Source organism: Diaphorobacter limosus, from assembly GCF_033100095.1.
Lineage (GTDB): Bacteria > Pseudomonadota > Gammaproteobacteria > Burkholderiales > Burkholderiaceae_C > Alicycliphilus > Alicycliphilus limosus.
Genome location: NZ_CP136921.1, coordinates 32,501 through 54,184, shown reverse-complemented (window position 1 = coordinate 54,184; position 21,684 = coordinate 32,501). Strand labels below are relative to the sequence as shown.

General features: G+C 63.3%; 19 protein-coding genes, 2 tRNA genes and 2 rRNA genes (1 of these 23 running past the window's edge). 7 read left to right on the top strand and 16 right to left on the bottom strand.

Features of this window, described 5'->3' with window-relative positions; translation table 11 throughout:
* Positions 1–4: 4 nt before the first annotated feature.
* Entirely contained in the window at positions 5–295 is a 291-nt protein-coding gene (locus tag P4826_RS00285) for a nucleotidyltransferase family protein (protein ID WP_317702066.1), read from the bottom strand.
* A 243-nt stretch (positions 296–538) separates the two neighbouring features.
* On the opposite strand from P4826_RS00285, the gene fusA reads away from it, so the two are divergent.
* From fusA to P4826_RS00270, 3 genes are read left to right on the top strand one after another with little or no spacing between them, the layout of a single operon-like run.
* Positions 539–2,587: an elongation factor G gene (fusA, locus tag P4826_RS00280; RefSeq protein WP_317702065.1), complete on the top strand. Its 2,049-nt coding sequence runs from the start codon at positions 539–541 to the stop codon at positions 2,585–2,587.
* A 33-nt stretch (positions 2,588–2,620) separates the two neighbouring features.
* Complete coding sequence (locus tag P4826_RS00275) at positions 2,621–3,115, top strand: dihydrofolate reductase (protein WP_317702064.1); 495 nt, start codon at positions 2,621–2,623, stop codon at positions 3,113–3,115.
* A 13-nt stretch (positions 3,116–3,128) separates the two neighbouring features.
* Entirely contained in the window at positions 3,129–3,356 is a 228-nt protein-coding gene (locus tag P4826_RS00270) for a hypothetical protein (protein ID WP_317702063.1), read from the top strand.
* Positions 3,357–3,360: 4 nt separating this feature from the next.
* Here the strand turns inward: P4826_RS00270 and lipA are convergent, their stop codons facing one another.
* Positions 3,361–4,410 (bottom strand): lipoyl synthase, encoded by a 1,050-nt coding sequence (gene lipA / locus P4826_RS00265; protein WP_317702062.1) that lies wholly within the window; start codon positions 4,408–4,410, stop codon positions 3,361–3,363.
* A gap of 284 nt (positions 4,411–4,694) precedes the next feature.
* Here lipA and P4826_RS00260 point away from each other — a divergent pair, with 284 nt between their 5' ends.
* From P4826_RS00260 to xth, 4 genes are all read left to right on the top strand, one after another.
* The gene (locus P4826_RS00260; RefSeq protein WP_317702061.1) at positions 4,695–6,017 is read left to right on the top strand and encodes an NAD(P)/FAD-dependent oxidoreductase; all 1,323 of its coding nucleotides are present in this window, start codon (positions 4,695–4,697) and stop codon (positions 6,015–6,017) included.
* Positions 6,018–6,030: 13 nt separating this feature from the next.
* On the top strand, positions 6,031–6,387 hold the full coding sequence (locus P4826_RS00255; protein WP_317702060.1) for a DUF5368 domain-containing protein: 357 nt from the start codon (positions 6,031–6,033) through the stop codon (positions 6,385–6,387).
* Positions 6,388–6,423: 36 nt separating this feature from the next.
* Positions 6,424–6,798 carry a DsrE family protein gene (locus tag P4826_RS00250; RefSeq protein WP_317702059.1) on the top strand — a complete coding sequence of 125 codons (375 nt, stop codon included), beginning with the start codon at positions 6,424–6,426 and terminating at the stop codon, positions 6,796–6,798.
* Positions 6,799–6,908: 110 nt separating this feature from the next.
* The gene (gene xth, locus P4826_RS00245; RefSeq protein ID WP_317702058.1) at positions 6,909–7,685 is read left to right on the top strand and encodes an exodeoxyribonuclease III; all 777 of its coding nucleotides are present in this window, start codon (positions 6,909–6,911) and stop codon (positions 7,683–7,685) included.
* Between the two features lie 72 nt (positions 7,686–7,757).
* Here xth and ntrC read toward each other — a convergent pair whose 3' ends face one another.
* The 14 genes from ntrC to P4826_RS00175 form a co-directional block, all read right to left on the bottom strand.
* Positions 7,758–9,200 carry a nitrogen regulation protein NR(I) gene (gene ntrC / locus P4826_RS00240; RefSeq protein ID WP_317702057.1) on the bottom strand — a complete coding sequence of 481 codons (1,443 nt, stop codon included), beginning with the start codon at positions 9,198–9,200 and terminating at the stop codon, positions 7,758–7,760.
* 22 nt (positions 9,201–9,222) lie between these two features.
* A complete protein-coding gene (gene glnL, locus P4826_RS00235) occupies positions 9,223–10,245 on the bottom strand; it encodes a nitrogen regulation protein NR(II) (protein ID WP_317703675.1) in 1,023 nt (340 codons plus the stop codon).
* A gap of 63 nt (positions 10,246–10,308) precedes the next feature.
* A complete protein-coding gene (locus P4826_RS00230) occupies positions 10,309–10,812 on the bottom strand; it encodes a hypothetical protein (protein ID WP_317702056.1) in 504 nt (167 codons plus the stop codon).
* Between the two features lie 206 nt (positions 10,813–11,018).
* Positions 11,019–12,434, bottom strand: a complete 1,416-nt coding sequence (gene glnA, locus P4826_RS00225) for a type I glutamate--ammonia ligase (protein ID WP_317702055.1) — start codon at positions 12,432–12,434, stop codon at positions 11,019–11,021.
* Between the two features lie 106 nt (positions 12,435–12,540).
* On the bottom strand, positions 12,541–13,362 hold the full coding sequence (locus P4826_RS00220; protein ID WP_317702054.1) for a competence/damage-inducible protein A: 822 nt from the start codon (positions 13,360–13,362) through the stop codon (positions 12,541–12,543).
* Entirely contained in the window at positions 13,359–14,267 is a 909-nt protein-coding gene (locus P4826_RS00215; RefSeq protein ID WP_425605194.1) for an EI24 domain-containing protein, read from the bottom strand. The genes P4826_RS00220 and P4826_RS00215 overlap by 4 nt, the downstream gene beginning before the upstream one ends.
* Before the next feature lie 15 nt (positions 14,268–14,282).
* Positions 14,283–15,287 (bottom strand): sterol desaturase family protein, encoded by a 1,005-nt coding sequence (locus P4826_RS00210; RefSeq protein WP_317703674.1) that lies wholly within the window; start codon positions 15,285–15,287, stop codon positions 14,283–14,285.
* A 10-nt stretch (positions 15,288–15,297) separates the two neighbouring features.
* Positions 15,298–16,155, bottom strand: a complete 858-nt coding sequence (locus P4826_RS00205) for a polysaccharide deacetylase family protein (protein ID WP_317702052.1) — start codon at positions 16,153–16,155, stop codon at positions 15,298–15,300.
* Complete coding sequence (locus P4826_RS00200; RefSeq protein ID WP_317703673.1) at positions 16,142–17,089, bottom strand: YncE family protein; 948 nt, start codon at positions 17,087–17,089, stop codon at positions 16,142–16,144. The genes P4826_RS00205 and P4826_RS00200 overlap by 14 nt, the downstream gene beginning before the upstream one ends.
* A gap of 162 nt (positions 17,090–17,251) precedes the next feature.
* Entirely contained in the window at positions 17,252–17,989 is a 738-nt protein-coding gene (locus P4826_RS00195) for a 16S rRNA pseudouridine(516) synthase (RefSeq protein WP_317702051.1), read from the bottom strand.
* A 73-nt stretch (positions 17,990–18,062) separates the two neighbouring features.
* A 5S ribosomal RNA gene (rrf, locus tag P4826_RS00190) occupies positions 18,063–18,175 on the bottom strand.
* 126 nt (positions 18,176–18,301) lie between these two features.
* Positions 18,302–21,176: ribosomal RNA gene (locus P4826_RS00185) — 23S ribosomal RNA — on the bottom strand.
* A 342-nt stretch (positions 21,177–21,518) separates the two neighbouring features.
* Positions 21,519–21,594 (bottom strand) — tRNA-Ala (locus P4826_RS00180).
* Between the two features lie 30 nt (positions 21,595–21,624).
* Positions 21,625–21,684: transfer RNA gene (locus P4826_RS00175), tRNA-Ile, on the bottom strand (it continues 17 nt past the right edge of the window).

Below are 21,684 nucleotides of genomic sequence, written 5' to 3'. Positions count from 1 at the left end.
TCGTTCATACCGGCTGCGCCTGCGCCAGCACCTGGGCACGAAACCTGGCCGGCAAATCAGCCGGGGTCAACACGTCGACCTGCACTCCAAGCACGGTTTGCAGTTCGTCCTGCAGGCCGCCCAGATCGAACAGGGTTGCACCGGGCAGGGCGTCCACCAGCAAATCGAGGTCGCTGCCCTCCTGGTCGTTGCCGTGCAGCACCGATCCGAAGACACGCGGGTTCGCAGTGCGGTAGCGGGCCGTCGCTTCCCGCACCAGGGCACGCTTGAGAGTGAGCGCATCAGAGGGGCGCATGGGCATCCTTTCGTTTCTGCTCAAGCCTGGAAGCATTTTCACTTCCGTCCATCAACGCTGGCAATTCAGCGGGTGCAACAAGCCAGTCAAAGCAAGATAACAGAAGCCCGAAACCGCAACAGAAATCTCTCTTCGGTTGCGGGCCGTGCCCCATAGACCGTCTTCAGGGGCTTGGGTGCCCCGCCCCCAGTAGACATCCTTGAAACTACCTGCGAAGCTGCCCCCTTCGAGGAGCAATCAACGATGACCACATCCGACGCCACATCCATCGAAACCATCCGCAACCTGGCCCTGGTCGGCCCCACGGCGGCCGGCAAGACCACCCTGGCCGAGGCCCTGCTGCTGCACAGCGGCGCCATCACGGCGGCCGGCAGCGTGGAGCGCGGCAGCACGGTCAGCGACCATGACCCGCTGGAGATCAAGACCCAGCATTCGCTGCAGGCCTCGCTCATGCATGCCGCGCATGGCGGCTGCCGCATCCATTTGATCGACACCCCCGGCCTGCCCGACTTCATAGGCCAGAGCCTGGCGGCGCTGGAGGCGGTGGAGACCGCGGCCATCGTCATCAGCGCCGCCGCGGGCATAGAGCCCATGGCGCGGCGCATGATGGAGTACGCCGGGCAGCGGCAGCTCGACCGCCTGATCATCGTCAACAAGATCGACGCCGAGGGCGCCGACCTGCCCGCCCTGCTGGCCGACATTCAGGCCACGTTTGGCAAGGAATGCCTGCCTTTGAACCTGCCCGACGCGGGCGCGACGCGGGTGGTGGACTGCTTCTACAACCGCGCCGGCCACAGCGACTTTGGCGCTCTGGCGGACGCCCACCGCGCGCTGGTCGAGCAGGTGGTGGAGGTGGATGGCGCCTTCGTCGATCGCTACCTGAACGACGGCGACGTGGATGCCAGCGAGCTGCACGCGCCGCTGGAGCAGGCGCTGCGCGAGGGACATCTGATCCCGGTGTGCTTTGTCTCGGCGCGCACGGGCGCGGGCGTGGCCGAGCTGCTGGACGTGATCGCCCGGCTGCTGCCCAACCCCGGCGAGGGCAATCCGCCCGACTTTCTGAACGGCGAGGGCGACGCCGCCAGGCTGATGCACGCCAGGCCCGACCCGGCGGCCCATGTGCTGGCCCATGTGTTCAAGGTCAGCATTGACCCTTATGTCGGCAAGCTGGGCTTTGTGCGCGTGCACCAGGGCACGATAGGGCCGGCCACGCAGCTGTACGTGGGCGACGGGCGCAAACCGTTCAAGGTGGGCCACCTGTACCGGCGCCAGGGCAAGAACCAGACCGAGGTGGCCAGCGCCGGGCCGGGTGACATCTGCGTCATCGGCAAGGTGGACGAGCTGCAGTTCGACGCCGTGCTGCACGACGCCGCAGAGGACGACCATATCCATTTGAAACCCCTCCCCTTCCCCGTGCCAGTGCACGGCATCGCCCTGCTTCCCAAGCGCCGTGGCGACGAGCAGCGCATGTGGGAGATCATGAACAAGCTGGTGGCCGAAGACCCCTGCCTGCTGATCGAGCATGTGCCGGCCACCAACGAAACCATAGCCCGCGGACTGGGTGAGCTGCACCTGCGCGTGCTGCTGGATCGCCTGCGCGAGGTCTACAAGTTCGACGTGGACACGCGCGCCCCGCGCATCGCCTACCGCGAGACCATCACCCACGGCGCCGCGGCGCAATACCGCCACAAGAAGCAGAGCGGCGGCGCCGGCCAGTTTGGCGAGGTGCATCTGCGCGTCGAGCCTTTGGCACGCGGCGCGGGCTTCGAGTTCGTGGACCAGGTCAAGGGCGGCACGATTCCGGGCCAGTTCATGCCGGCGGTCGAGAAAGGCGTGCGCGAGGCGCTCAGCGAGGGCGTGATCGCCGGCTTTCCGGTACAGGACTTGCGCGTCATCGTCTACGACGGCAAGCACCACGCGGTGGACAGCAAGGAGGTGGCCTTTGTCACCGCCGGCAAGCGCGCCTTCCAGGCGGCGATACGCGAGGCCGCCGCGGTGGTGCTGGAGCCGATTGCGCGCCTTTCGGTCAGCGCCCCGGAGAGCGCCATGGGCGCCATCACCGGCGACCTGTCGGCGCGCCGCGGCATCGTCAGCGGCACCGACAGCGACCGGCAGGGCCAGCTGACCATCCTTGGCGAAGCGCCCCTGGCCGAGCTGGCCGACTACCAGAACCGGCTGAACGCCATGACCGCCGGCCAGGGCAGCTACACGCTCGCCCTGTCGCACTACGAGGCGGTGCCGCCCGCGGTGCAGCAACAGCTGGTGGGGCAGTACAAGGTGCAGGAGGAATGACGGCTGTGCCGCCGGCGTTATGCTCGCCGCACCATGGAAATCGCTCTCATCTATGCCCGCGCCGCCAATGGCGTGATCGGCCACAACGGCACCATGCCCTGGCACCTGCCGGAGGATCTGGCGCATTTCAAGGCGCTCACCCAGGGCCACCCGGTGATCATGGGGCGCAAGACCTGGGATTCGCTGCCGGCGCGCTTTCGCCCGTTGCCGGGGCGCACCAACATCGTCATCACACACCAACCAGATTGGCATCAAAACGGCGTACAGCGCGCATCCAGTCTGGGCGAAGCACTATTATTTGCAGAGCAAACTGATACGCCAACGGCATGGGTCATGGGTGGCGCCCAGATCTACGCCCAGGCCCTGCCGCTGGCCACGCGCATCGAGATGACTGAAATCGCACAGGACTTTGCCGGCGACGCCCACGCACCCACACCCGGCCCCGAATGGGTGGAGTCGGCGCGCAGCAGCCATGTGGCGGCCAGCGGCCTGCCATACCATTTCGTCACCCTGCGCCGGCAGGGCTGAATACGGGGGAGCGATGCGCAGCTTTGAAACCCCCGACGGCCAGCACTGGCAGGCCGCGCTGCTGGAGGCCTCCTACGGCCAGGTGCTGCTGATCTTCAGCACCGACGCTGCGGGCGATCTGCGCCAGCACAGCATGCCGGCCGAACACCTGGCCGAGGCCACCGAACAGCTGGCGGCGCTGGACGATGCCGGGCTGGCCGCCCTGCTGACCCAGGCCGCGCCCTGGCAGCCCGGGGGTTAGCGCCTTAGCAGCGCAGCGACGCGCCGGCCGAGTCGCGTATGCCTTCCAGCACCTCGGGGTTGACCGCATCCAGCCCCAGGTTGTTGCCCTCCAGCACGCGTTCGGCGCGGTAGCTGGAGCGCACGAAGGGGCCGGCCACGGCCTCGACGAAGCCCAGGCCCAGGGCGTACTCGCGGTACTTCTGGAACTCGTCGGGCGTCACGTAATGCTGCACCGGCAGGTGGTTCTTGGTCGGGCGCATGTACTGGCCCATGGTCACCACGTCCACGTTGGCGGCGCGGATGTCGTTCAGCGCGCGCTCGATCTCCTCGTCGCTCTCGCCCAGGCCCAGCATCAGGCTGGTCTTGGTGATGGTCTGCGGCGCGTGGCCCTTGGCAAACTTCAGGATGGCGAGCGTCTGCGCGTAGCCCGCGCGCGCGTCGCGTACCGGGTGCGTCAGGCGCTCCACGGTCTCCAGGTTCTGCGCGTAGGTGGCCAGGCCCGCGTCCAGCACCTGGGCCACGAGGTCGTGGCGGCCCTGGAAGTCGGGCGTCAGCGCCTCCACCGCGGTGTCGGGCATGCGCTCGTGGATGGCACGCACGCAGGCCGCGTAGTGCGCGGCGCCGCCGTCAGCCAGGTCATCGCGGTCCACCGAGGTCAACACCACGTATTTCAGGCCCATCAGCGCAACGGCCTCGGCCACCTTGGCGGGTTCGTCATGGTCCAGCCAGCCCTGCGGGTTGCCGGTGCTGACCGAGCAGAACTTGCAGGCGCGCGTGCACACCGAGCCCATCAGCATCAGCGTGGCCGTGCCGCGGCCCCAGCATTCGGAGATGTTGGGGCATTTGGACTCGGCGCAGACGGTGGACAGCTGGCGGCTCTTCACGATCTCCATCACCTCCTGGTACTTGGCGCCCGAGGGCAGCTTCATGCGCAGCCATTCGGGCTTGGCATGCTTGTCGGGCACCAGGGTGATGGGGCTGACCTTCACGCCATCCTTGATGGCGCGCGTGCCCTGCGGGCTGACAAACTTGGCGCCCGGTACGGGGCGCAGGGGAATGGTGGGCTCACTCATGGTCTGACGGTCCTTGCACCGTGGATAGCGCCGGTCGCGGCGGCGATCGTGATGAAAACGGCACCCGGGCCAGGCCATGCCGGCCGGGGCAAGGGCAGCATTATCGGGCTTGGGGCAATTCACGCCTTGATCCAGGGCCCATGGGCGGCACTTCGTGCGCCCGCCAAAGGCCTGCCCGGCGAGGGGATGTCGGATCACCAACATCCTGTTTCCATTTCTCCCTGAATGCACTACCATGACAAATATTAGATTGTTCTAAATTTAGAATCATCGGAGGTACTGCCATGCCACTGCCATCCCTGCAACGCCGCCAGCTGCTGGCACTGGGTGCCGCCAGCGCCGCCGCCACGCTGGCCAGCCCCGCCGCCCAGGCCCAGCAGCCACACAAAACCCAGGCACGCATCGTGATCGCGGGTGCGGGCGCGGCGGGACTGGCCGCTGCATCGCGCCTGGCGGCGCTGCTACAGGGCGCGCCCATCACCCTGATCGACGCGCGTCGCGAGCATTTCTACCAACCGGGCTTCACCCTGGTGGGTGGGGGCATCAAGCCGGCCACCTATGTCACCTCCAGCACCGCGGACTATCTGCCACCAGGCGTGGAGCTGCTGACCGAGCGCGTAGCCGAGTTCGACCCCGATGGCAACCGCGTGGTGACCGAGAGCGGGCAGGCCATCGCCTACGACTTTCTGATCGTCGCCGTGGGCCTGACGCTAGAGTACGGCCTGATCGAGGGCATGAGCCCGGCGCTGATCGGCAAGCACGGCATTGGCAGCATCTACCACAGCCCGGCAGCGGCCGAGGCCACCTGGCAGGCGATGTCGGCCTTTGCCGACCAGGGCGGGCGCGGCGTGTTCCTGCGCCCGGCCACCGAGATGAAATGCGCGGGAGCACCGCTCAAATACACCTTCATCACCGAGGATCACCTGACGCGACGCGGCAACCGCGGCAAGGCCGAGCTGGTCTATAACTCGAACAACAACGCACTCTTCAGCGTGCCCATCGTCTCCGAGAAGGTGCGCATGCTCTACCAGGAGCGCGGCATACAGGTGAACTACGGGCGCGTGCTCCAGTCCATAGACCCGGGCCGGCGCCTAGCCACCTTCAAGACGGCCGAGGGCAGCGAGGAGCAGCCCTATGACTTCATCCACGTCATCCCGCCCATGCGCGCGCCCGAGGCCGTGCGTAGCAGCCCCCTGCCCTGGACGGCCGACAAGAACAAGGCCTGGGCGGCAGAGGGCTGGCTGGAGGTGGACAAGGGCACGCTGCGCCATCTGCGTTACGCCAACGTGTTCGGCGTGGGCGACATTGCCGGTGTACCCAAGGGCAAGACCGCCGCCAGCGTGAAGTGGCAGGTGCCGGTGGCGCTGGATCATCTGGTGGCCGAGATTGCCGGCAAGACCTCGAATGCCCTGTACACCGGCTACACCTCCTGCCCGCTGATCACGCGGCTGGGTCGGGCCATGCTGGTCGAGTTTGACTACCAGAACAACTTGGTGCCGTCATTCCCCGGCGCCATTGCGCCGCTGGAAGAGCTGTGGGTGAGCTGGGTGATGAAGACCATGGCCCTCAAGCCCACCTATATCAGCATGCTGCGCGGCCGCGCCTGAAAGGAGCGTCACCATGAAAGAACTCGATCCCCTGGTGTTCCTGGCCGTGTTCCAGGAGATGCTCGGCCCCTGGCTGTGGGTGCTGCTGGGCCTGGCCGCGTTGACCACGGCGGCCTTCATCTGGCTGCTGCTGCGCCAGCGCGGCATTGCGCCGCGGCGGCTGGTGTTCGCGCAGCTGCTGGGCCTGGCAGGCGGCGCCCTGGCCCTGGTGCTGATGGCCAAGGTGTCGTCCTCGGGCTTTACCGACGCCGCAGGGCCGGCCGACTGGATACTGATCACCCTGGTGTTTGCGCTGGGTGCCATTGGTGCGACCATCGTCACCTACACCACCCTCGGCTGGTGCAGGCGCAGCCGCAAGCAAGCGGGCTGAAATACCCCCACTTTCCTCCACATCAAGGAACTACCCATGGTGCAGACAACCGACTACGTGGCCACCGTTTTTGATGGCAAGAGCAACCCCGCCAAGGTCACCGTGACCTTCACCATGGCGCTGAACGCCGCCCTCAAGGGCCACAGCGCCACCGTCATCCTGATGGTCGAGGCCGTGGAGTTGGGCGTTCCCGACGCCACCCAGGGCATGGACGTGGGCAAGCCCTTCGAGCCCGTGCAGCAGCTGCTGCACAAATACCTAGCGCTGGGCGGGCGCGTGGCCATCTGTAGCTCGTGCATGATCCACAACGGCTTTACCGCCGAGCAAATGGATCCGCGCTTTGCCATCATCACCGCGCCCGAAGTCATCGACCTGCTGATGAACGCCAAGGGATCGTTGCAAATCACCTGAGCATCGTGCATCGCCCATAATCGGGCCCCGCGCCAGGGGCCCGGCATGCACCACGCATGCCGCCAGATGGTTCTGAAGCCCCGGCCCCACAGCCACTGCTCTCAAGAACCATGCAAATCGCCACCTGGAACGTCAACTCCCTATCCGTGCGCCTGCCCCAGGTGCTGGCCTGGCTGGCCGCCAACCCCGTCGATGCCCTGGGCCTGCAGGAGCTCAAGCTGGTGGACGATAAGTTTCCGCACGACGCCTTCGAGGCCGCCGGCTACCACGCCGTCTGCTTTGGCCAGAAGACCTACAACGGCGTGGCCATCGTCAGCCGCACGCCGGCGCGCGGCGTGGTGCGCAACATCCCCGGGTTTGGCGACGAGCAGGCGCGTGTCATCGCCGCCACGCTGGATACCGCAGATGGCCCGCTGCGCCTGGTCAACTGTTACTTCGTCAACGGACAGGCGCCGGGCACGGACAAGTTTGCCTACAAGCTTGAGTGGCTGGCCGCGCTGCAGGACTGGCTGCGCGACGAGCTGGCAGCGCACCCGCGCCTGGCGCTGGTGGGCGACTTCAACATCGCGCCCGAGGATCGCGACTCCTACGACCCGGTGGGCCTGAAGGACACGATTCACCACACGGTGGAGGAACGCGCGCATTTCCAGCGGCTGCTGGACCTGGGCCTGACGGATGCCTTCCGCCTGTTCGAGCAGCCCGAGAAGAGCTACTCATGGTGGGACTACCGCATGCTGGGCTTTCAGAAGAACCGCGGCCTGCGCATCGACCATATCCTGGTCAGCCAGGCCCTGCGCGCCGGTGTGACCGCCTGCCATGTGGACCGCGCGCCGCGCAAGAACCCCCAACCGAGCGACCATGCGCCCGTGGTAGCCACGCTGGGCTGAAGCAGAACAGGGCACCAATCACTACATTTTATATAGCTGTTGACGCCCACCAATAGGGCGCTACAACCATTTTTACTCCTCACTTGGGGCATCCAGACCAAGCTCCTGGATCTTGCGCGTGATGGTGTTGCGGCCTATGCCCAGGCGCTGCGCGGCCTCCATGCGCCGGCCCTGCGTGGCCTGCAGGGCGGTGGTGATCAGGCGCGACTCGAAGCGGCGGGTGAGCAGATCCCACACATCGCTGCGGCCGCTGGCCAGCAGCTGGCCGGCCTCGCGCTCCAACGCGCTCTCCCAGCCCTGGCTGTTGCCGGCTTGCGTTTCCGGGGCTGCGCGCGCGTCCGGCGGCGCTTCGCCGGCCGGCAGCACCTCGGGCGGCAGATCCTGCTCGGAGATGACCTGCGCCGGCGCCATCACGGTGAGCCAGTGGCAGATGTTCTCCAGCTGGCGCACGTTGCCGGGAAAGGCAAAGCGCGTCAGGCGCGCCAGCGCCGCGTCCGAGATGCGCTTGGGCGCCACCGCCAGCTGCGCCGCGCTGCGCTGCAAGAAGTGACGCGTGAGCATGGGCACGTCCTCGCTGCGCTCGCGCAGCGCAGGCAGGCGCAGGCGGATCACGTTCAGGCGGTGCAGCAAATCCTCGCGAAAGCTGCCGTCCTTGACGCGCTGCTCCAGGTTCTGGTGCGTGGCGGCAATCACGCGCACATGGGCCTTGACCGGGGCATGGCCGCCCACGCGGTAGAACTGGCCATCCGAGAGCACGCGCAGCAGCCGCGTCTGCAGGTCAAACGGCATGTCGCCAATTTCGTCGAGGAACAAGGTGCCGCCCTCGGCCTGTTCGAAGCGCCCGCGCCGCTGCGCCTGCGCGCCGGTGAAGGCGCCGCGCTCGTGGCCGAAGAGTTCGCTTTCCAGCAGGTCCTTCGGAATCGCTGCGGTGTTGATGGCCACGAAAGGCCCGCCCGCCACCGGCGAATGCTTGTGCAGCGCACGCGCCACCAGCTCCTTGCCGGTGCCCGATTCGCCGGTGATGAGCACCGTGACCGCGCTCTGGCTCAGCCGGCCGATGGCGCGGAACACGTCCTGCATGGCGCCGGCCTGGCCCAGCATCTCGGGGGTGGCGGCCAGCTGCTGCTCGGCCACCTCCTCGCGCTGGCTTTCCTGCACGGCGCGGCGGATCAGCTCCACCGCCTTGGGCACGTCAAACGGCTTGGGCAGGTATTCAAAGGCGCCGCCCTGGTAGGCCGAGACGGCGCTGTCCAGGTCGGAATAGGCGGTGATGATGATCACCGGCAGGCCGGGCAGGCGCGCGCGCAGCTGCTCCAAGAGCTGCAGACCCGAGCCGCCGGGCATGCGTATGTCGCTGACCAGCGCCGCCGGGCCCGGCTCGCCGGCCTCGGCCAGAGCGTCCAGCACCTCGCGCGGCTGGGTGAAGCTGCGCGTGGGCAGGTGTTCGCGCGCCAGCGCCTTTTCCAACACGAAGCGGATGGAGGCGTCGTCGTCCACGATCCAGATCGGCTTCATGCGTGTAGTTCTCTATGACTAATCATGGCAATGGAATGAGGATGCGAAAGTCCGTACAACCCGGCCGGCTCTCGCAGTCGATCATGCCCTGGTGGTGCTGCACAAAGGCCTGCGCCAGCGGCAGGCCCAGGCCCGAACCGCCACCCCGGCCGGTCACCAGGGGATAAAAGATGCGCTCCTTGATGGCCTCGGGCACGCCCGGGCCGTTGTCGATGACATGCAATTCCAATGCCAGCCTGTGCCGCTGGCGCCCCAGGGTGACCTGCCGCGCCACGCGCGTGCGCAGCGTGATCTGCGCATCGCCAGCGGCCATGCGTTCGCCCAGCGCCTGGGCGGCGTTCTGCACGATGTTCAGCAGCGCCTGGACGAGCTGCGCGCGGTCGCCGCGGAACTCGGGGATGGAGGTGTCGTAGTCGCGCTGGATCACCAGGCCGCGCGGGTGCTCGGCCAGCACCAGGCGGCAGACATGCTCGCAGACCTCGTGGATATTCACATCGCCCACCAGGCGCGGCTGGCGGTGCGGTGCCAGCAGCCTGTCCACCAGATGCTGCAGCCGATCGGCCTCGTGGATGATGACCTGGGTGTATTCGGCAAGCTCCGGGCTGGCCAGCTCCAGCTGCAGCAACTGGGCCGCGCCGCGTATGCCGCCCAGCGGGTTCTTGATCTCATGCGCCAGGTTGCGTATCAGCTCTTTGTTGGCCTGGGCCTGCTCCAGCAGGCGCTCCTCCCTGTCCTGGTGCGCCTGGGCCAGAAGCGGCCACAGCTCGACCACCTGTTCTCCAGCGTGTTCGGCCGGGGCGATATGCGCATGCACCGGCAAGGGTTCTTGCTGCGGGCGACGCAACGCGGCCTCGCAGCGCATCTGGGCATAGTCCTGGGCGCGCACCGCGGCCAGGGCGGTCTGCACGGTGGCCGGGTCGCCAAACAGCGCAGCAAAGTCAGCACCCAGCAGCATCCGGCGCGACAGGCCCAGGGCGTTTTCCAGGGCGGCATTCACATACAGCACCCTGCCCTGCGCATCCAGCACGGCTACGAGCGTGGACAGCAGATCCAGCGCCTGGTAGCGCGGTGGTGCGGGTGGCGCTGGAATGACGGTGCCCCTGGGCGCTTAATTTCCCAGACGCCCCAGTTCGCGCTTGATGCCGGCCACATCGGCCTCGGCGCGGGTGACGGCAGCCTTGAGCTCGGCGGTGCGCTCGATATAACCCTGCGGGTTGCGCAGTTCCAGGGCCGAGCGCTGCGGCGCGCCGTCGTTGTACTCCTTGCGCAGATCGGCCAGGCGGCTTTCGGCCTTGCGCAGCTCATCCTGCAGAATGGCGCGCGCATCGGCGTCGCGAGCGCGCTGTTCGGTCGCCGCGACGCGGGGTGCATTCGGGGGCGAGGCTGCGGCCTTGCTGGCCGATGGTGCGGCTGCACCACCCGCGGGAGCGGCTGCGGGGCGCGTGCCCTCGACCACCGTGACGTTGCCGCCCTCGACCAGCTTGCAGCCGCGCTCCTTGGCCTGGGCGGCGTTGTTGGTGTACTCGTTGCCGCAACGGTAGATGCGATCCTGCGCCCAGGCAGGCTGCAGCATGGCGGCAATGACGGTCAGGGCGAACAGGCAGTGTTTCATCGAGATCCTTACAGGGCATGCGCCAAGCATGCACGATGGCGGCGAGTATCCAGCAATCACCGCATGGCACCCATTGTGCCGCCATGCGATCAGCTCAAAAGACCCGAGATGGCGCCAAATGTTCCGGCTGTTGCCAGCCATCATCCAGAAACGACCAAGGCGGCCGCAGCCGCCTTGGTGCCATGGGCCGCAAGCCCCGCTGCGACTTACAGCGAGTAGTACATGTCGTACTCAACCGGGTGCGGCGCCATGCGGAAGCGCTGCACCTCGCCCATCTTCAGCTCGATGTAGGCGTCCAGCATGTTGTCGGAGAACACGCCGCCCTTGGTCAGGAAGCCGCGATCCTTGTCCAGCGCCTCCAGCGCCTGATCCAGGCTATGGCACACGGTGGGCACCAGTTTGTCCTCTTCGGGCGGCAGGTGGTACAGATCCTTGGTGGCGGCCTCGCCCGGATGGATCTTGTTCTCCACGCCGTCCAGGCCGGCCATCATCAGTGCCGAGAAGCACAGATAGGGGTTGGCCAGGGGATCGGGGAAGCGCGCCTCGATGCGGCGGCCCTTGGGGTTGGCCACATAGGGGATGCGGATCGAGGCCGAGCGGTTGCGCGAGCTGTAGGCCAGCTTCACCGGTGCCTCGTAGCCGGGCACCAGGCGCTTGTAGCTGTTGGTGCCGGGATTGGTGATGGCGTTCAGCGCGCGGGCGTGGTGGATGATGCCGCCGATGTAGTACAGCGCAAAATCCGACAGGCCGGCGTAGCCGTCACCCGCGAACAGGTTTTTACCGTCCTTCCAGATGGACTGGTGCACATGCATGCCCGATCCGTTGTCGCCGGCATAGGGCTTGGGCATGAAGGTAGCCGTCTTGCCATAGGCGTTGGCCACGTTCCACACCACATACTTCAGCACCTGGGTCCAGTCGGCGCGCTCGACCAGGGTGGAGAAGCGCGTGCCGATCTCGTTCTGACCAGCGCCGGCCACCTCGTGGTGGAAGACTTCGACCGGAATGCCCAACTGCTCGAGGATCAGCACCATCTCGGCGCGCATGTCCTGCGTGCTGTCCACCGGCGGCACGGGGAAGTAGCCGCCCTTGGTGGTGGGGCGGTGGCCGCGGTTGCCGCTTTCGAACTTGGTGCCGCTGTTCCAAGGGGCTTCGTATTCCTCGATCTCGAAGAACACCTTGCCCGGTTCGTTGCTCCAGCGCACGCCGTCAAAGATGAAGAACTCGGGTTCGGGGCCGAAGTAGGCCGTGTCGCCCAGGCCGGAAGCCTTCAGGTAAGCCTCGGCGCGCTTGGCGATGGAGCGCGGGTCGCGGTCGTAGGCCTTGCCGTCGCCGGGCTCCACCACGTCGCACTGCAGGAACAGCGTGGTTTCCTCAAAGAAGGGGTCGATGTTGGCCGTGCTCGGGTCGGGCATCAGCTGCATGTCCGAGGCCTCGATGCCCTTCCAGCCGGCGACGGACGAGCCATCAAAGGCATGGCCGGAACTGAACTTGTCTTCATCGAAGTGAGAAACAGGCACCGTCACGTGCTGCTCCTTGCCGCGCGTATCGGTGAAGCGCAAGTCCACGAACTTGACTTCGTTCTCCTCCACCATCTTCATCACGTCTGCAACGGTCTTGGCCATCAGGTTTCTCCAAAAATAAAGGACTCATCCACAAAGATGAACATTGGTAAGCAGCTTGCGTGCCAGCGCTGCAGCACCCAGGCAAGCAAGGCGCGTGATTCTAAGATTACAAATGACGCACCGTTTCGGGGCCCATCACTGCACCAAACTGGTGCAATGCTTGGTGCATCTGCTGCCACGCGGCAGGCACCAGGGCTGCGGCGCCTTTCACGCCCAACTCGACATGCCTGCCATGCACCGGGTGATCGACGCTGGGCAGGCTGAACACCTTGATGCCGGGGTGAGCCGCCTGGATGCCCTCCATGAGCGGGGTGAGCGTGGCCTCCATGGCGCCATATAGCACGACGGAGTGCTCGGTCTGCGGCTGGCGGTTGAACCACTGAGCGCAGTAATGCTCCAGCGCCCACTCCACCATGGGCCAGGCCATGACCGGAAAGCCCGGGACGAAATGCACCATGCCACCGCCGGGGCCGTCGCAGCTAAACCCCGGGATCTTGTTGTAAGGGTTGGGAATGATGCGTGCGCCTTGCGGAAACACCCCCATGTTCAGGCGGTGCAGGTTGTCGGCGCGCCCGGGTTCATACGGCTGGCCCTGTTCGCGCGCAACGTCCTGCATGCGCTCGCGGATCAGCGCCGCTGCTTCAGGGTGCAGTTCCAGGGGCTGGTTGAGTGCCGCCGCCGCGCACTGGCGCGTGTGGTCGTCGGGCGTGGCACCAATGCCGCCGCAGCTGAAGACCATATCGGACGCGGCAAACGCCCGTTGCAGCGTCGCGGTGATGCGCGGGCGGTCGTCGCCCACATAGTCGGCATAGCCCAGCGCCAGCCCGCGCGCGGCCAGCAGTTCGATGACCTTGGCCAAATGCTTGTCCACGCGCTTGCCGGAGAGGATCTCGTCGCCGACGATGATGAGGCCGAAGTTGGGAGTCATGGGAGCTGTGGGCCTGAAGACGGGGGAGCGGCCAGTGCAGGCGGTGCGCTGGTGGCGATGACCGGTGGGGCCGGCACGGCTCTGGCTCCCGCATCACCGCCCTGCTCGCGCAGCCGCTGAAGCGCTGCCAGGCAATAGTGCGTGAACCACAGCGAGGAAAAGGCAAATACCAGCGTGTAGATCCAGATCGCCACCGGCACCAGCACAAAGAAAGCCGCCGCGAACACCACCCCCGAGGCCCAGACGATGCCTGGCGCGGCGCCCAACAGCCCGGTCAGAATGCCTATGGCCAGCAGGCTGAGGCGGTGGCGCTTGAAGATCTCCTGCCGCTCTGGCTTGCTGGCATGCTCGGCCAGCGCATCAAAGGCCATCACCCGATAGGTCAGCCAGCCCCAGATCAGCGGCGGCAGCACTAGCACCAGGGGCGGAACCAACCACAGCGGCATGGAAAGCACCAAGGCCAGGATCGCCGCCAGGGTGGAGCCAAGCGACCACAGCACGCTGATGAACAAGGTGCCGCCGCGCTTGCGCTCCAGTTGTTCGAAGCGCCGCTGCGCAACCAATGACACGATGGAGGGCGCCATCAGCACGGCCACGACCAGCACACAGACAATGACGATGATGGGTATGGCCAGCATGAGCACCAGCAGCGGCGCCAGCATCACGGGCAGGTTGTCCACGCCAAAGTGGTGCAGCCAGCCCCACAATAGCTGGAGCCAGTTGGCACCCTCCAGCTGGGCCTGTGTCCAGGCCACGGCCGCTGCCCAATAGAAATGCGCCCCGCCTGCGGCCACCAGGGTGATCAGGATCAGTGGCAACAACGATAGCGCAATGATGCGCGGCATCAGGCAATAGCCCACGGCGCGCCAGAAAGAATCTAAGAGTGGCCCCATACCCGCAAGCATAGCGCGGCTGCCCGCTCAGCCACGCCCCGCCAGGCGCAACAGGCCGCGCCATTGCTGCGCCCAAAAGCCTCGGCCGTAGTCGCGCAAGCGGCCATCGGCCCCCGGTTCGAGTTGGTCGCGCACCCCCGTGGGCTCATAACGATGCTCGAAGTTGGCCGTGCCAAACAGCATGTCCCACCAGGGCAGCAGCACGCCAAAGTTGCGCCCGCCCAGGGCCATGCTGCCCGTGCCCGGCCCTGCGGGTGCAAGCGATTCATGGCCCACGCCGACGGCATGGTGCAGCCGGTGAAAACGCGGGCTGATCCACAGGCGCTCGCCCCAGTGGCCAAACCACAGGCGCAGGTTGGCATGGTGCAGGTTTTCGCTGAGCTGCGTCAGCGCGACGATGGCCACGAACTGCCCCGGCGCCACGCCTATGCACTGCGCCACGCTGACGATGATGGCGTCGCGCAGCAGGTCGTCCAGCAGGTGATTGCGGCTGTCGCTCCACTGGGTCATCTGGCGCTGTGAATGGTGCAGGGAATGCAGGCTCCACCACCAGTCGAAATGGTGTTGGCCACGATGTATCCAGTAATCCAGCAGATCGAAAACCAGCAGATACAGCAGCAGGCTGAGCAATGGCTGGTCGGTCACACCGGGCCATAGCGCGTCGAGCTGCCAGGTTTGCCAGCCATGCGTGCGCAGGGCACCAAACAAACCATCCCAGAGCACGGCGGTGGCGAAAAACAGCACTACACGTACCAGGCCCAGACGATGGATCAAGGTGTAGATCACATCGGTCCGCACCGCCGCATGATCGCGCAGCGGCTCCACCGGGCGCCAGCGCTCCAGCGGGGCGATCACGACCAGCATCACCGCCAGTTGCAGCAAACCCACGAGCAGCCAGCCGGTGGCGGCGTACGCATCCTCCAGCACGCTGGCCTGGCCCAGCGCAAACAGCAGGGGCTGCACCAGGGCTTCGAACAACCACTGCTGAGCGGTGTCGAACCATTGACTCGGCCAGGACAGGGCGTTTGCCATCAATCGGCCCTCATCGACGCCCGGAACCACTGCGGGCTGCGTCATCAGAGGTCAGCCCGGCCTGAAAGCGCGGATGCTCACGCAGGGTACGAAAACACAGGCCACGCTCCTTCAGGCCCTGGATCAGGGGTTCGAGCACGGCCGGCGCCCAGGGATCCTTGCGCGACCAGATGCCCAGGTGTGCAAGCAGCACGTCGCCATCGTGAATAGCGCGCAAGGCTTGTTGAAGCAGCTGGGCGTTGCTGTAGCGCTCGCTCGGCAGCTCATCACCCAGGAAACCGGCAGGCGTCCAGCCCACATGGTGGTAGCCGCAGGATTGCGCCACGCGCAACAGGCGCGGCGAGGTCTTGCCACCCGGTGCACGAAACATCGGCAACGGCTCCTTGCCGGTGATGGTGCGCAGCCGCTGCGTCGCGGCATCGATCTGTGCACAGTATTGCGCCGCCGTCAGGGTCAGGTTCTGCCCGGCCTGGGGGCCGGCGGTGGGCCTGACCCTGAAGGACGGCTGCCGGGCCGTACCCGCGTCGCCACGCCAGTACACATGGTGCATCGTGTGCGAGGCGAACTCGTGCCCTTCGGCCACCCGCGCGCGCCACCAGGGGGCCCAACGCTCATCCAGGCTGCTGCCTCCGGTCTGGGTATGCTCGTCAGCGGCAAAAAAAGTGGCCTGCACGCCCTGCCGGTGCAGCACTTCGGCCACCAACGAGGCTACGCCCATATGGCCGGTATCAAAGGTCAGGTAGACAGTGCCTTTACAGGCATTTTCCGCCTTTGCGCTTATCGGCAAAGCGCAAACAGCTATTAAGTATATAGCAAAATGAATATAGACCCTGCGTGACGACGGCGAATGGCGGTCAGCGTTTGGCATGTTTCAGCGTCCAGACACCGTGGGGCGACTTGCCCACTGGGATGGATCGTGCCACCTTGCGCTCCACGGTGTCGATCACAAGCAGCTTGCGCGCCCAGCGCGCGCTCACATAGATCCAGCGTCCATCGGTCGAAACATCCATGCAATCGGGCCCACCCGGCGCAGGGTAAGAGTCCACAACGCGCAATGCCTGCATATCGACCTTGCTGATGGTGTTGGCCACCCGGTTGCTGACGAACAGATGCCGTCCGTCGCCGGCGGCGCGAAAGGCGTGAGCGCCACTGCCGGTTTTGATGCGCTGCACGCTGCGTGGCTGCTCGCCCGATATATCGAACACCTCCACGCTGTCGCTACCGGTGAGCCCGACAAATATGCGCTTGCCATCCGGGCTACCGTACACGTCGGCGGGCATGGCGCCGGTGCTGGTGCGCCACAGGACTTTCTGCGTACCGATGTCGATGGCGACCAACTCGTCACTGTCCTGCATGGACGCATACAGTACACGGCTGCCGCTGTCTATCCACAGATGGCTGGGCGTCTTGCCCGTGGGCACGCGCTGCACCAGCGTCAGGTTCTGGCCGTCCCAACGGTAAAAATCGACATGGTTAAGCCGGTTGGCCGCAGTCACCAGCCAATGCATGTCGGGCGAGAACCGCAGGTGATAGGGATCCACAATGCCACGCACCGTGCGCTGCACCTGGGCCGTGGCCGGATCGACAAAGGTCAGGCTGTCGCCGAGAGCATTGGCAACGATGAGCGATTTTTCATCCGGCGTCAGGTAAAGATGGTGCGGCTCCTTGCCGGTGGGGATGCGCGCCGTCTCGACCCAACTCTCCGGGTCGATCACGCTGATGTCGGCCTGCAGGGAATTGAGCACAAACACCGGCGGCTGTGCTGCCTGCAGCCCGCATGCCCAGCAGGCGACCATGAACATCCCGACAGCCCGCAGCATCATCAGTTGTTTCACTCTTGCTCCCTTGAAATTAGCGAGTGCCAACAACCAGCTGCAGCACGCACGCCCGATGAAAGGCCTGATGCATAACGCGCATTCAGTATTCATCGTTGACGCGCTCCCAATCATTGCTGGGAACGCCGACTATGTGAGCAGCGCGATCTGCTGCGCAGTCAGCCACCGCCACTGCCCTGGCTGCAAGTCGTCAGGCAATGACAAGCCACCGATACGGGAACGATGCAGTGCCTCGACGCGATTGCCCACGGCGGCAATCATGCGCTTGACCTGGTGGTACTTGCCCTCTGTCAGTGTCAAGTCAATGCACCGCTCATCCAGCTGCACGCAGGCAGCAGCCCGTACCGGGCGCGGGTCGTCATCCAGTACCACTCCAGCCTGTAAACGTTCAATCTGCGCGGCGGTCACTGGATGTTTGGTCGTCACCTGATACACCTTGGGGACATGCTTCTTGGGTGAACTCATGCGATGAATGAACTGTCCATCATCACTGAGCAGCAGCAAGCCGGTCGTATCCTGATCCAGCCGCCCAACAGCCTGCACACCACTCACCGCGCCCTTGCTCGGCCGCTGCCGCAGTGGCGCCGGCAGTAGCGTATACACACTGGGATAGGCTGATGGCTTTTGTGAACATTCCGTGCCGACGGGTTTATGCAGCATCACATAGGCCTTGGCCTGGTACGGCCAGTCGAAACCCTGGACACGCAGCACCAAATCCTGCGCCTGAAAGTCTTGCGTCGCTTCCAGGCATGTCATCGGCTCCGGAAGGTTCGCCTGATACACGGATACCCAGCCTTGTTGAATCAAACCCGCACAAACACGGCGAGTGCCAAAGCCCTGTGAATAAAGAATATCTTGAAGTTGCATAGAGCTCAAATCAAATCCCCAAAGCAAAACGCCCTCCCACTATGTAAGTGGGAGGGCGGTTTGGGCTGTAATAGCCTGACGATGACCTACTTTCACACGGGGATCCGCACTATCATCGGCGCGAAGTCGTTTCACTGTCCTGTTCGGGATGGGAAGGAGTGGGACCGACTTGCTATGGTCATCAGGCATAACTTGGAGCTATGCAGTCGGTGTGTGACTGCACGGCGAATTCATAGAGTCTGGAATCAGGTGTGTATTTGATTGCGTACTTGGCATAACAGTCTTTGCTCGTGTTGGAGCAATCAAAGTTATAGGGTCAAGCCGCACGGGCAATTAGTACTGGTTAGCTTAATGCATTGCTGCACTTCCACACCCAGCCTATCAACGTCGTGGTCTACAACGACCCTTCAGGGGGCTCAAGGCCCCGGCAGATCTCATCTTGAAACGAGTTTCCCGCTTAGATGCTTTCAGCGGTTATCTCTTCCACACTTAGCTACTCGGCAATGCCACTGGCGTGACAACCGATACACCAGAGGTGTGTCCACTCCGGTCCTCTCGTACTAGGAGCAGGCTTCCTCAAATCTGCAGCGCCCACGGAAGATAGGGACAAAACTGTCTCACGACGTTTTAAACCCAGCTCACGTACCTCTTTAAATGGCGAACAGCCATACCCTTGGACCGACTACAGCCCCAGGATGAGATGAGCCGACATCGAGGTGCCAAACACCGCCGTCGATATGAACTCTTGGGCGGTATCAGCCTGTTATCCCCAGAGTACCTTTTATCCGTTGAGCGATGGCCCTTCCATACAGAACCACCGGATCACTATGTCCTGCTTTCGCATCTGCTCGACTTGTCAGTCTCGCAGTTAAGCACGCTTATGCCATTGCACTATCGTCACGATGTCCGACCGTAACTAGCGTACCTTCGAACTCCTCCGTTACGCTTTGGGAGGAGACCGCCCCAGTCAAACTGCCTACCATGCACTGTCCCCGATCCCGATAAGGGACCTGGGTTAGAACCTCAAACGCACCAGGGTGGTATTTCAACGTTGGCTCCATGTGATCTAGCGACCACACTTCAAAGCCTCCCACCTATCCTACACAGATCCGTTCAAAGTCCAATACAAAGCTACAGTAAAGGTTCATGGGGTCTTTCCGTCTTTCCGCGGGGAGATTGCATCATCACAAACATTTCAACTTCGCTGAGTCTCAGGAGGAGACAGTGTGGCCATCGTTACGCCATTCGTGCAGGTCGGAACTTACCCGACAAGGAATTTCGCTACCTTAGGACCGTTATAGTTACGGCCGCCGTTTACTGGGACTTCAATCAAGAGCTTGCACCCCATCATTTAATCTTCCAGCACCGGGCAGGCGTCACACCCTATACGTCCACTTTCGTGTTTGCAGAGTGCTGTGTTTTTATTAAACAGTCGCAGCCACCGATTTTTTGCAACCCCTTTCGGCTCCCTTTGTACAAGTTCACCTAATCAGGGCATACCTTCTCCCGAAGTTACGGTATCAATTTGCCGAGTTCCTTCTCCTGAGTTCTCTCAAGCGCCTTAGAATACTCATCTCGCGCACCAGTGTCGGTTTGCGGTACGGTCGTCAATAGCTGAAGCTTAGTGGCTTTTCCTGGAAGCAGGGTATCACTCACTTCGTCTGCAAGCAGACTCGTTATCACCCCTCATCTTAGCCCGGCGGATTTGCCTACCAGGCACGACTACAGGCTTGAACCAACTATTCCAACAGTTGGCTGAGCTAACCTTCTCCGTCCCCACATCGCACTATTGATCGGTACAGGAATATTGACCTGTTTCCCATCAGCTACGCATCTCTGCCTCGCCTTAGGGGCCGACTCACCCTACGCCGATGAACGTTGCGTAGGAAACCTTGCGCTTACGGCGAGCGGGCTTTTCACCCGCTTTAACGCTACTCATGTCAGCATTCGCACTTGTGATACCTCCAGCATCCGTTACCAGACACCTTCACAGGCTTACACAACGCTCTCCTACCACGCACAGTAAACTGTGCATCCGCAGCTTCGGTAACTGGCTTAGCCCCGTTACATCTTCCGCGCAGGACGACTCGATCAGTGAGCTATTACGCTTTCTTTAAATGATGGCTGCTTCTAAGCCAACATCCTGACTGTTTTAGCCTTCCCACTTCGTTTCCCACTTAGCCAATTTTAGGGACCTTAGCTGGCGGTCTGGGTTGTTTCCCTCTTGAGTCCGGACGTTAGCACCCGGTGCTCTGTCTCCCAAGCTGTACTCTGCAGTATTCGGAGTTTGCCTTGGTTTGGTAAGTCGCCATGACCCCCTAGCCAAAACAGTGCTCTACCCCCGCAGGTAATACTTGAGGCACTACCTAAATAGTTTTCGGAGAGAACCAGCTATTTCCAAGTTTGTTTAGCCTTTCACCCCTATCCACAGCTCATCCGCTGGTTTTGCAACACCAGTCGGTTCGGACCTCCAGTACCTGTTACGGCACCTTCATCCTGGCCATGGATAGATCACTTGGTTTCGGGTCTACACCCAGCGACTGAACGCCCTGTTCGGACTCGATTTCTCTACGCCTCCCCTATTCGGTTAAGCTCGCCACTGAATGTAAGTCGCTGACCCATTATACAAAAGGTACGCAGTCACCCTTGCGGGCTCCTACTTTTTGTAAGCATGCGGTTTCAGGATCTATTTCACTCCCCTCCCGGGGTTCTTTTCGCCTTTCCCTCACGGTACTGGTTCACTATCGGTCGATGATGAGTATTTAGCCTTGGAGGATGGTCCCCCCATGTTCAGACAGGGTTTCTCGTGCCCCGCCCTACTTTTCTCTAGCTCAGTACCACCAGTCGGTTTTCACATACGGGGCTATCACCCACTATGGCCGGCCTTTCCATGCCGCTTTGTTAACCGTCTGACTATCACTAGAAGGCTCCTCCGATTTCGCTCGCCACTACTTTCGGAATCTCGGTTGATGTCTTTTCCTCGAGCTACTTAGATGTTTCAGTTCACTCGGTTCGCCTCGCAACCCTATGTATTCAGGTTGCGATACCCTTGCGGGTGGGTTTCCCCATTCAGAGATCTCCGGATCACAGCTTATTTGCCAGCTCCCCGAAGCTTTTCGCAGGCTATCACGTCTTTCGTCGCCTATCATCGCCAAGGCATCCACCACATGCTCTTAGTCACTTGACCCTATAACTTTGACTTCTTTTGCAAGAAGCTTCCATTTCGAGTTCAAAGACTTGCGAGGTCTCGCACCTCGCGCGTTATGCCGTAATGTGAATGTTTCTTCGGTTGCGTCTTTCAACGCAGCCTCGAGAACGATTCGTCATTACTTGAACAAAATTGCTTCTGTTCGTTTTGACGCAATCAAATTTAGGTTGCTAGCGGCACGGTGCGCCTTTCGGCGCTTTCCGCTAGCAACGCTGATTCGACTCTATGAATTTTTAAAGAACAGCCGTGTCAATCGATCTATATCGATCAACGCCAAAGCAGCCTCTTGCAAAGCCGCTTTGGTGTTGAACTTCTCTTGGATGGTGGAGGATGACGGGATCGAACCGACGACCCCCTGCTTGCAAAGCAGGTGCTCTCCCAGCTGAGCTAATCCCCCCAGGATTTCTCTATCCTCGCGTTGGACGCTTGGTGGGTCTAGTTGGGCTCGAACCAACGACCCCCGCCTTATCAAGACGGTGCTCTAACC

Coding starts and splice junctions, on each gene's coding strand:
- lipA (WP_317702062.1), bottom strand. CDS start 4,410: ATGAGTGAGCCCACCATTCCCCTGCGCCCCGTACCGGGCGCCAAGTTT.
- glnA (WP_317702055.1), bottom strand. CDS start 12,434: ATGGCCAAGACCGTTGCAGACGTGATGAAGATGGTGGAGGAGAACGAA.
- P4826_RS00285 (WP_317702066.1), bottom strand. CDS start 295: ATGCGCCCCTCTGATGCGCTCACTCTCAAGCGTGCCCTGGTGCGGGAA.
- P4826_RS00205 (WP_317702052.1), bottom strand. CDS start 16,155: ATGCCAAACGCTGACCGCCATTCGCCGTCGTCACGCAGGGTCTATATT.
- P4826_RS00260 (WP_317702061.1), top strand. CDS start 4,695: ATGCCACTGCCATCCCTGCAACGCCGCCAGCTGCTGGCACTGGGTGCC.
- P4826_RS00270 (WP_317702063.1), top strand. CDS start 3,129: ATGCGCAGCTTTGAAACCCCCGACGGCCAGCACTGGCAGGCCGCGCTG.
- P4826_RS00255 (WP_317702060.1), top strand. CDS start 6,031: ATGAAAGAACTCGATCCCCTGGTGTTCCTGGCCGTGTTCCAGGAGATG.
- P4826_RS00200 (WP_317703673.1), bottom strand. CDS start 17,089: ATGTTCATGGTCGCCTGCTGGGCATGCGGGCTGCAGGCAGCACAGCCG.
- ntrC (WP_317702057.1), bottom strand. CDS start 9,200: ATGAAGCCGATCTGGATCGTGGACGACGACGCCTCCATCCGCTTCGTG.
- fusA (WP_317702065.1), top strand. CDS start 539: ATGACCACATCCGACGCCACATCCATCGAAACCATCCGCAACCTGGCC.
- P4826_RS00210 (WP_317703674.1), bottom strand. CDS start 15,287: ATGGCAAACGCCCTGTCCTGGCCGAGTCAATGGTTCGACACCGCTCAG.
- P4826_RS00215 (WP_425605194.1), bottom strand. CDS start 14,267: ATGCTTGCGGGTATGGGGCCACTCTTAGATTCTTTCTGGCGCGCCGTG.
- P4826_RS00195 (WP_317702051.1), bottom strand. CDS start 17,989: ATGCAACTTCAAGATATTCTTTATTCACAGGGCTTTGGCACTCGCCGT.
- P4826_RS00275 (WP_317702064.1), top strand. CDS start 2,621: ATGGAAATCGCTCTCATCTATGCCCGCGCCGCCAATGGCGTGATCGGC.
- P4826_RS00220 (WP_317702054.1), bottom strand. CDS start 13,362: ATGACTCCCAACTTCGGCCTCATCATCGTCGGCGACGAGATCCTCTCC.
- P4826_RS00250 (WP_317702059.1), top strand. CDS start 6,424: ATGGTGCAGACAACCGACTACGTGGCCACCGTTTTTGATGGCAAGAGC.
- P4826_RS00230 (WP_317702056.1), bottom strand. CDS start 10,812: ATGAAACACTGCCTGTTCGCCCTGACCGTCATTGCCGCCATGCTGCAG.
- xth (WP_317702058.1), top strand. CDS start 6,909: ATGCAAATCGCCACCTGGAACGTCAACTCCCTATCCGTGCGCCTGCCC.